The organism is Kitasatospora sp. NPDC057692, from assembly GCF_042799475.1.
GTDB lineage: Bacteria > Actinomycetota > Actinomycetes > Streptomycetales > Streptomycetaceae > Kitasatospora.
Map to the genome: position 1 here is coordinate 64,707 of NZ_JBHVIV010000043.1, position 9,220 is coordinate 73,926.

The window sequence follows — 9,220 nt, forward strand, 5'->3', positions numbered from 1 at the left end:
GTGCGGTGGTGCTTCGCCGGGCCGACGGTCGGTGCTGTGCCGGTACGGCCCGGCGTGGCCCGGCGGCCCCGGGCGGGAGCCCCAGGCCCCCCGGAGTAAGCGGGGGGGGAACATTGGGGTGGGGGGGGGGGGGGCCCCGGCCCCCCCCCCCCCCACGCCCGGCGGACCGTCGGGTGACGGGCCGTCCGGAGCACCGCGCGGGGCGCCGGACGGACGACCGGACGGGCCGTCGTCCTCCGGCTCGACCCCGAGGTCGCGGAAGACCGAGGCCAGGAAGCCCGGCTGGGGGGCCGTGACAGCGCCGTCGGACTGGCCGTCTGCTGAGTACTGCATCGGTGGTCGTTCCCCCATGCTCGTCCGGCGGCTGCCCGGGGGCGGTCGGCAGCCCGACGGCCACCCCGAGGCCCGCCCCCTTCCGGACATTGTCCACCGAACGGGCGCACCGGTCAGCCAAGCCTCTCAGTTGGTCCGGGTGTTGGTCAGGTGCAACCCGATGTAGCCGACATAGATCCGGCCACTGCCCGAACAGTCGTCGAGGTAGTGCAGCCGGGGCGCGGTCCGGCCTCCGCCGATCCGCAGGTGGGCGCCCATGAAGGCGCGCCGGGAGGCGTCCACGCACTCGGGCACCGGGAGCATCCGCTCGCGTTTCCACTTGGCGTGGCTGTGCACCGTCCGGGACTCGCCGCGCACCGCCTTGCGGGGCGGGAAGCGGTGGCATCCTGCCGGAGTCCGCTCGCACCACTGCTTGAAGTCGCCGCCCGCCCGGCCGCGCACGGCCGCCTCGGCGTACTCCTGGAGCGCGGTGAGGCCGTCCCAGGTGAGCCGGGCCCAGCCGCCGCCGGCGCAGCGCAGTTCGTCGAGGGCGAGTGCGGCCTTCTGGTCGCCGGTGAAGGTGAGCAGCGGGAACTCGCCGAGCCGGGCCATCAGCTCGGTGAAGGTGAGCGGGACGCCGCCGCGGCCGCCGGGCGCTCCGGCGCGCCGCCGCCCGGTCCTGCGGACGGGCGCGATCGGCGCGGTGGCGGTGCCCGCGCCGCCCGGCGCGGCGCAGAGCCGGCCGATCGACACCCGCGGCTGGCCGGGCCCGGTCGCCCGGCCGGTGGCCGCTCCGGTCGGCAGGGCCTTGGGCTTCGGCCGCTCGCGGTGGTGTTCCCGGCGGCCCTCGTGCCGTCCCGGGTGCGCGGCCCGTTCCCGCTCCTCCCGCCCGTGGGCGGGCGCCGACGTGGCGGGCGCGGATCCGGGTGCCGGGGCGGGGCGGGGCACCCGCAGGGCGGGGACGCCCGCCAGCACCGGCGGCAGCGGCCGTTCGGCGGCGAGCCGGCGCGGCTCGCGGGACAGCAGGGCGGCCGCGCGCCGCGGGTCCTCCTCGATCCGGTTGCGCGCCAGCACCGGGTGGCGGCGGCCGTCCCAGCGCGAGGCCGGGTCGACCTCGGGCAGATAGGTGCGCACCGCTCCGCCGTAGACCGCGTGGTACTCGAGGGCGACGTTGAACCTGGTCCTGGCGTCCGGGTCGAGGACGTACAGGCCGGCCAGTCCGGGCAGCTGGTCGCAGAGCGGGCCGACGACGTCCGCGAGCCACTGGCCGGTGCCGAGGCCGGCCGGGACGCTGGCCACCACGGTGGGCATCCGGCGGTCCGGGTCGCAGAGTTCGTCGACGAGCCGGTCGACGCCGGCGGCGGTGAGCACCCGGGGCGCCGCCGGTACCGCGGCCGGTCCGTCGGAGGCGTCCAGCAGCGGCAGCAGGGCGCGGACCACCTCGGGCACCGGCACCCGTCCGGGCGTGCGCACGCCGCTGCCGGCGGGTTGGGTCGCGGCCTCCAGCCGGAGCCAGGTCGGGCCGGTCGGGCCGGTCGCCACGGTCAGGGTGAGCCGGTCGGTGCCGTGCGGGGCGGGGGTGCGCACCCGGCGGCGGTCGTAGCGGCCGCCGGGCGGCGGGCCGTCGAGCGGTCCGCCGTCACGGTCCAGCAGGACGCGCTCGCCGAGCCGGAAGCGTTCGGCGAGCGGCGCGCCCGGGCCGGGGGCGGCGGGTTCGGGGGGCGGGGGTTCCTCGCGCCATTCCTGTTTCAGCCAGGCGGCGAGGCACTGGTCGGCCAGGGCGAGGGCGTCGGCGTGCGGGAGGGTGGTGGTGACGGTCATCCGGTAGGGCGTCGTGGGGCCGCCGGGTCCGGCGGGGCCGGCCTGGGCGGGCAGCGACGACGAGGAGCGTTCCGCGGTCATGCACATACCTCCGGGTTCGGTGGTGGGGTCCCGTGTCCTCCATCGGTGCGTCATTGGTCCGGTTCGCCGGACCTGTGCCCAGGAAACGCCATGGCCCGGAGCGGAAGTTCCAACTCCGGGCCACGTCACTACATTCGGGTGAATCTGCTCAAGCCGTCCGTCGCGGACGACGAGGATCTGCTGGGCCGTCCGGACCGCCGACCGGGTGCGCGACCGGTTCAGTCGACGCGGTGCCCGGCGCCGCTGCGGCTCCGCCCGGGGACCGGCACGGACACCGCGAGCGGGTGGCCGGGGAGCGCCTCGTAGCGGGCGACCAGGACCACCGGGACGCTCCCGCGGTTGTCGCCGACGTGGATGTGCGCCGGCCCGGCGTGCTCCACCAGGCAGTCGCCGGCCCGGCTGACCTCCACCCGGCCGTCGCGCAGGGTCCGGGTGAGCTCGCCGGCGAGCACCACGACGTCCACCCGGCCCGGGTGGTAGTGCCAGCCGGTGCTGTCCCCCGGTCCCAGGGTGATGGTCCGGACGACGGGCATCGCGGTGTCGGCTCCCTGGCTGGCCTGATCGGCGGAATCCGACCAGGCTAGGCAGCGCGTCGCGGCCCCGGGACCGGGCGGCCGGAAACCGGCCGAAAAGCTGTCCGGAACCGGCGCCGCCCCGCGGCCGCCCCCGACCGCCGGGCCGACCGGCGCCCGCTCAGACCGGGACCTCGACGTAGGTGCGGCCCGCCGCCACCGCGGCCGCCGTCCCGCCGGTCGCCTCGGCCAGCCAGGTGTGGAAGGCCGCGACCTCCGGCTCCGGCACCCCGACCTCGATCCGCACCCCGGCCTCCCCGTAGGCCAGGTCGCTCACGGTGAACCCGGCCGCCCGCAGGTCGTTCTCCACCCGTCCGGCCCGGGTGTGGTCCGCCGTCACCGCGAGCAGCGCGACCGGCCGCCGCTCCAGCAGCCCGACCTCGTCCAGCGCCTCCGACACCGCGCTCCCGTACGCCCGCACCAGGCCGCCCGCACCGAGCTTGATCCCGCCGAAGTACCGGGTCACCACCGCCACCGTGTCGGTGACGCCGCGCCGGCGCAGCACCTCCAGCATCGGCACGCCCGCCGTCCCGCCGGGCTCGCCGTCGTCGCTGGAGCGCTCACGGCGCTGCTCGTCGCCGACCACGAAGGCGGTGCAGTTGTGCCGGGCGTCCCAGTACCGCTTGCGGATCCCCGCGATGAACGCCTGGGCCTCCTCCTCGTCGACGACCCGGGCGAGGTGGCAGATGAACCGGGACTTCTTGATCTCCAGCTCGTGCGTGCCCGCGCCCCGGATGGTCAGGTACGGCCTGGGGGTCGGCTCCGGTGTGGCGGACATGGCGCGGCGGTTCTCCCGGACGGCGACGAGGGGCGGACGGCGCGGCCCGCGCCGGGCGACAGCTCGCCCGGGGACCGCTCCGCCAGCCTAACCCCCGCCCGGCGTCCGGCCGGTCGCTCAGCGGCGGCCGGCGAGCGCCTCCAGCCGGGCGCGGTCCAGCCCGGTCGCCTCGCCGACCTCGGCCGGGTCGACCGCCCCGCAGTCCAGCCCGCGCAGCAGGTACCCGCTGAGCGCCCGGGCGGTCGCCGGCTCGTCCATGACGTCCCCGCCGGCCTTGCCCAGGTACGCGGAGAGCCGCGCGGCGGCCGGGGCGAGGCCCTCCCGGTAGAAGGAGTAGACGGCGGCGTACCGGGTCGGCAGGTGCGCCGGGTGCATGTCCCAGCCCTGGTGGTAGGCGCGGGCGAGCGAGCGGCGGACCAGGTCGTGGTGGAGCCTCCAGGCGGCGTGCACCTGGGCGGTGGTCCCGGCCGGGACCACGTTGGTGGAGCCGTCGGAGAGCCGGACCCCGGTCCCGGCGGCGGCCACCTGCATCACCGCCTTGGCGTGGTCGGCGACCGGGTGGTCCATGCTCTGGTGGGCCGGGGCGACCCCGCACGCGGCGCTGTAGTCGAAGGTGCCGTAGTGCAGGCCGGTGGCCCGCCCCTCCGCGGCCTCGATCATCCGGGCGACGGTGGCCCGACCGTCGGGGCCCAGGATCGCCTGGGTGGTCTCGATCTGGATCTCGAAGCCGAGCCGTCCGGCCGGCAGCCCGGCGGCGCGCTCGAAGTCCTCCAGCAGCCGGACCAGTGCGGTGACCTGCTCGGCGTAGGTCACCTTGGGCAGGGTGAGCACCAGCCCGTCAGGCAGTCCGCCGAGGGCCAGCAGGGTGCCGAGGAAGAGCTCCAGGGTGCGGATGCCCCGGTCCCGGACGGCCGCCTCCAGGCACTTGGTCCGAATGCCGATGTACGGCGGGGCGCTGCCCCCGGCGACCGCGGCGGCCACCAGCTCGGCGGCCCGGACGGCGGCGGCGTCCTCCTCGGTGTCGGGCCGCAGGCCGTAGCCGTCCTCGAAGTCGATCCGCAGGTCCTCGACCGGCTCGCGCTCCAGCTTGGCCCGCACCCGGCGGTGCACCTCGGCGAGCAGCGCGTCGTCCGGCACACCGAGCGCGCGGGCCAGCTCGGCGGGGGTCCCGGCGTGGGTGTCGAGCGTCTCCAGGGCCTGCCGGCCCCAGGTCCGGACGGTGTCGGCGGCGAAGGCGTCGGCCGGCACGTAGACGGTGTGGACCGGCTGTCGGCCGCCCGGATCGCCCGGGTAGCGGCGGGCCAGGTCGGCGTCGACGGGCGCCAGCAGCGCGTCCACGGCGGCCCGGGCGGCGGCGGAGAACCCCGCTCCGCCCGTCGGCCCGGTCCCGCCCGTCTCGACCCGCGACATCCGCCACTCCTCACGCAAGCATGCGCGGGGCCCGCGCCCGGCCAGCGCTTCAACAGTTTGTTGATGCGAAGGTAGACGGGCCGCGACCTGGCGTCAATGGCGCGCGGACGGCGTCAGTCCCGCCCGGAGGCGGCGTAGCGGCCGCGCAGCTCCGGCAGGAGCGCCTCGATGTCCTTCGGGTGGACCGACCCGTCGGAACGGCTGCCGGTCACCCCGTACTTCTCAGTCAGCCAGGCGGCCAGCCGCTGCGGGTCCGGCTCGTGCTCGAAGGTCTCGATGTAGCTCACCAGCGCCTCGAACACCTCCTCCGGGTCCAGCCGGTACGAGCCGGGACGCGGCGCGGGGCCGAACGGACGCTGCGGGCGCTCCCCGGCCTCCGGCACCTCCCGCGCGGGCTCGGCCTCGGCGTACTCCGGCTCTGCGAACGCGGGCTCAGCGAACCCGGCCTCTGCCGGGAAGCCCGGCTCGCCCGGGTACTCGGCGTACGCCTCGGCGTCGGCGCCGTGATCGGCCGCGGCCTGCTCCGGCCCGCCGTCCGGCTCCTCCCCTGGCTCGGTCGGACGCGGTGCCTTGAACCACGGCGAGACCTGGCCGGGCACCCGTCCTCCCGGCGCCCCGTCGCTCGGGTGACCGGTGGTCCGCACGGCCCGCGCGGTCCACACGTTCAGCTCCTCCTCCGACTGCGGCGGGACCTGCGGCTCCTCGCCCGCCGGCTCCTGCGCGTCCCGCAGCCGCACGGCGGCCAGCTTGGCGAGCACCTCCGCCGGCGCCGGCTCGGCCTGGACCTGCGACGGCTGGGTCTGCTGGGTCTGCTGGGGTTGCGGACCGATCGGAGCCGGCGCCTGGGCACCACCCTGTGGACGCGCCGACGCCTTCGCCGGCCCCGCGGTCCCGCCGTCCCCGGCCTGCGCCACCTGTCCCGCCGGCACGAGGGCCGCCGCCGCACGGCTCTCCGCCAGGGCCCGGGCCTCCTGGGCGGCCAGCACCTCCGCGCGGGCCGCGGCCTCGGCCTCCCGGGCCGCCTTCGCCTCGCGCACCGCCTCGGACTCCTCGTCCATCCGGTCGAACACCGCCGGGTCCAGCGGTACCCCGTACTTGGCCAGCTTGAGCGGCAGCAGCGCCTGGATCGGCGCCGAACGGCGCCACCCGCGCCCGTACCGGAACCGCAGCTGGGCCCGGTAGACGAGCCGGTTCTGCTCCAGCCGCACGACCTCGTCGTACGAGCGCAGCTCCCACAGCTTCATCCGGCGCCAGAGCCGGAACGTCGGCACCGGGGACAGTACCCAGCGCATCAGCCGGACCGACTCCATGTGCCGGTCCGCCGTGATCGCCGCGATCCGGCCCACCGCGTGCCGCGAGGCCTCGACCACCACGACGAACAGCAGCGGGATGACCGCGTGCATGCCCATCCCGAGCGGATCGCCCCAGGAGGCCGCCGCGTTGAAGGCGATCGTCGCCACGGTCAGCAGCCACGCCGTCTGCCGCAGCAGCGGGAAGGGGATGCGCAACCAGGTCAGCACCAGGTCCAGCGCCAGCAGCACCACGATGCCGGCGTCCACGCCGATCGGGAAGGCGTAGGAGAAGGCCCCGAAGCCCTTCTCCTCTGCCAGCTCCTTGACCGCGTTGTACGAGCCGGCGAAGCCGATACCCGAGATGACACAGGCCCCGGCGGCAACCATGCCGAGCAGGCCCCGATGGGCCTTGGTGAGCGATGGGCGTGCCATAACGTCTATCAACCCCTGGATGTCGGCTGCGGCCGTACGCTGCCACGGCTGCCGGTTCCCGCGTGTCGGGGCGCCGGACGGCTGAGGCACCTCCGGGCTCGGCCCACCGGAGTTTACTCGTACACCTGTCCCAGCGTTCTCGCAGCCCGGGCCGTCACAGCCCCCTGAACGGGCGCCCGGTCAGGCCGCCCGCCCCGCCGTGCCGTTCAGGTACGCGAGCACGGCCATCACCCGGCGGTTCGCGTCCTCCGCGGGGGCCAGCTCCAGCTTGGTGAAGATGTTGGCGATGTGCTTGGCGACCGCCCCGTCGCTCACCGTCAGCCGGGCGGCGATCGCCGAGTTCGAGCAGCCCTCCGCCATCAGCTCCAGCACCTCCCGCTCCCGGGGCGACAGGCGCTGCAGCGGGCCGGGACGGCGGGAGGTGGTCTGCATCAGCTTGGCGATGACGTCCGGATCCATCGCGGTACCGCCGGTCGCCACCCGGCGGACCGCGTCGATGAACTGGTCGGCGGCGAAGACCCGGTCCTTCAGCAGGTAGCCGATCCCGCCCGTGCCGTCGGCCAGCAACTCCCGTGCGTAGAGCTGCTGGACGTGCTGCGACAGCACCAGTACCGGCAGCCCGGGGATCTCCCGCCGGGCCTTGAGCGCCGCCTGGAGGCCCTCGTCGGTGAGCGTCGGCGGCAGCCGGACGTCGACCACGGCGACGTCCGGGCGGTGCGTCAGCAGCGCGTCCAACAGCTCCGGTCCGGTCTCGACGGCGGCGGCGATCGTGAAGCCGTGCGCTTCCAGCAGCCGGATCAGACCTTCTCGAAGGAGGTAGAGGTCCTCGGCGAGGACAACTCGCACGGCAGCTCCAGGGTGATGGTGGTCGGACCGCCCGACGTACTGTCGATGGCGAGGACACCGTCGAAGGTACCCAATCGCCGTTCGATCCCACGCAGCCCGGTCCCCCGGGTGGGATCCGCCACGCCGACCCCGTCGTCCGTCACCGTGACCCGCAGCCGACCGGCCCGGTAGAGGATGTCCACCCAGACCTGCTCGGCACCCGAGTGCTTGGCCGCGTTCGCCAGCAGCTCGCAGATGCTGAAGTAGGCCGTGGCCTCCACCGGCGCCGGCGGCCGGTCGGGCAGGCTCACACACACCTCGGTCGGCAGCGCGCAGTCCAGCGCCAGCGCCCGCACCGCGTCGCCCAGCCCGCGCTCGGCCAGCACCGGCGGGTGGATGCCGCGGACCAGGTCGCGCAGCTCCTGGAGCGCCCGCGCGGAGGACTGCCTGGCCTCCGAGAGCAGCTCCCGCGCCGCCCCCGGATCGGTCTCCATCAGGTGCTCGATCGTGCCCAGCGTCATCCCGATCGCGACCAGCCGCGCCTGCGCGCCGTCGTGCAGGTCCCGCTCGATCCGCCGCAGCTCGGCCGCCTGGCTTCCGACCGCGTCGGCACGGGTCTCGGTCAGCTCCGCCACCCGCCGGGTCAGCTGGGCGTGCGTGGCCCGGCCGTCCTGGTCCAGCACCCGCCGCGCCACCTCCGCGTACAGCCGCACCGCGTACGGCGCCAGCAGCACGCCGAGCACGATCAGCCCGATCCCCAGCAGGGTCGAGAACAGCATCGTGGCGGCGCCCGTGGAGGTCGGGCCGTACGACTCGTAGCCGCGCACCCCCATCACCAGGTACACCACCCCGCCCGCCAGCAGCCCCGCCACCATCGCGCCGAGCGCGACCACCAGCGGCGGGCTGACCACCAGCCAGAGGATCTCGGACCGGGTCGCCCGGTCCCGCAGCGACCAGTGCAGCAACTGCGCCAGCCGGGCCACGCCGTGGGACCGGTGGTACGAGTAGCCCGTCCACCAGTGGCCGCGCGCGTCCGCCTCCAGCGCCGGCCGCGGGCTGTACGAGACCGGCAGGCGGAGCCCGTACCAACTGTCCAGCCGCGCCCGCGTCCGACGTGCTCCCGGGCGCACGAACAGCCCGGCCAGGGTCAGGCCCGCGATCACGGCGGCGACCAGTGCGAACAACGCCGCCGGGTAGTACGCGTCGAGCATCCAGGCGACGGTGGCGCCCGCGAACACCGCGCCGAAGGCCGGCACCGCCACGGTCGGGACCACACCCAGCACCAGCAGCGCCAACCGCGCCAGTCCGAGGCCGCCCGCCGTGAGCGCCGCCTCGGTCCGGACGCGCACGGCGCCGCCCCCGCTGATCCGACTCTCTGCTGCCACGAGCACTCCTGTTGCCGATCCCGCTGTTGATGCCGGTGCCGCAGGCCGGCTCCGATCCTCCTGACCAAGTCTCCCCGCGGACCCGGACGGGTGCACTGGCCGTCCCACCCGACTTCGGGGTGGTGCTAGGTCCACCTCGCCCCTGATGCACTCCGTCCGGAGACGCAGAAATGCGAAAAGCCCCTGCCGGTATCCCCGGCAGGGGCTTTTCAGAAGAATTGTTCGGCGGCGTCCTACTCTCCCACAGGGTCCCCCCTGCAGTACCATCGGCGCTGTGAGGCTTAGCTTCCGGGTTCGGAATGTAACCGGGCG

7 protein-coding genes and 1 rRNA gene are annotated in these 9,220 nt (G+C 75.6%); all 8 read right to left on the bottom strand.

Annotated features, from left to right (window positions below):
• Positions 1-459: 459 nt before the first annotated feature.
• Positions 460-2,214 (bottom strand): hypothetical protein, encoded by a 1,755-nt coding sequence (locus tag ACFVFS_RS23460; RefSeq protein ID WP_380626567.1) that lies wholly within the window; start codon positions 2,212-2,214, stop codon positions 460-462.
• A gap of 218 nt (positions 2,215-2,432) precedes the next feature.
• A complete protein-coding gene (locus tag ACFVFS_RS23465; RefSeq protein WP_380626568.1) occupies positions 2,433-2,747 on the bottom strand; it encodes a cupin domain-containing protein in 315 nt (104 codons plus the stop codon).
• 160 nt (positions 2,748-2,907) lie between these two features.
• The gene (locus ACFVFS_RS23470) at positions 2,908-3,564 is read right to left on the bottom strand and encodes a YigZ family protein (protein WP_380626569.1); all 657 of its coding nucleotides are present in this window, start codon (positions 3,562-3,564) and stop codon (positions 2,908-2,910) included.
• A gap of 117 nt (positions 3,565-3,681) precedes the next feature.
• Positions 3,682-4,974, bottom strand: a complete 1,293-nt coding sequence (locus ACFVFS_RS23475; protein WP_380626570.1) for a DUF6986 family protein — start codon at positions 4,972-4,974, stop codon at positions 3,682-3,684.
• Between the two features lie 113 nt (positions 4,975-5,087).
• Positions 5,088-6,698 carry a DUF2637 domain-containing protein gene (locus tag ACFVFS_RS23480; RefSeq protein WP_380626571.1) on the bottom strand — a complete coding sequence of 537 codons (1,611 nt, stop codon included), beginning with the start codon at positions 6,696-6,698 and terminating at the stop codon, positions 5,088-5,090.
• A 180-nt stretch (positions 6,699-6,878) separates the two neighbouring features.
• Complete coding sequence (locus ACFVFS_RS23485; protein WP_380626572.1) at positions 6,879-7,544, bottom strand: LuxR C-terminal-related transcriptional regulator; 666 nt, start codon at positions 7,542-7,544, stop codon at positions 6,879-6,881.
• Positions 7,496-8,908, bottom strand: coding sequence for a histidine kinase (locus ACFVFS_RS23490; RefSeq protein WP_380626573.1), 1,413 nt, complete (start codon positions 8,906-8,908; stop codon positions 7,496-7,498). Before ACFVFS_RS23490 ends, ACFVFS_RS23485 begins: the two co-directional genes overlap by 49 nt.
• Before the next feature lie 220 nt (positions 8,909-9,128).
• Positions 9,129-9,220, bottom strand: a 5S ribosomal RNA gene (gene rrf, locus ACFVFS_RS23495); the annotation flags it as partial.

Coding starts and splice junctions, on each gene's coding strand:
- ACFVFS_RS23470 (WP_380626569.1), bottom strand. CDS start 3,564: ATGTCCGCCACACCGGAGCCGACCCCCAGGCCGTACCTGACCATCCGG.
- ACFVFS_RS23475 (WP_380626570.1), bottom strand. CDS start 4,974: ATGTCGCGGGTCGAGACGGGCGGGACCGGGCCGACGGGCGGAGCGGGG.
- ACFVFS_RS23465 (WP_380626568.1), bottom strand. CDS start 2,747: ATGCCCGTCGTCCGGACCATCACCCTGGGACCGGGGGACAGCACCGGC.
- ACFVFS_RS23480 (WP_380626571.1), bottom strand. CDS start 6,698: ATGGCACGCCCATCGCTCACCAAGGCCCATCGGGGCCTGCTCGGCATG.
- ACFVFS_RS23460 (WP_380626567.1), bottom strand. CDS start 2,214: ATGACCGCGGAACGCTCCTCGTCGTCGCTGCCCGCCCAGGCCGGCCCC.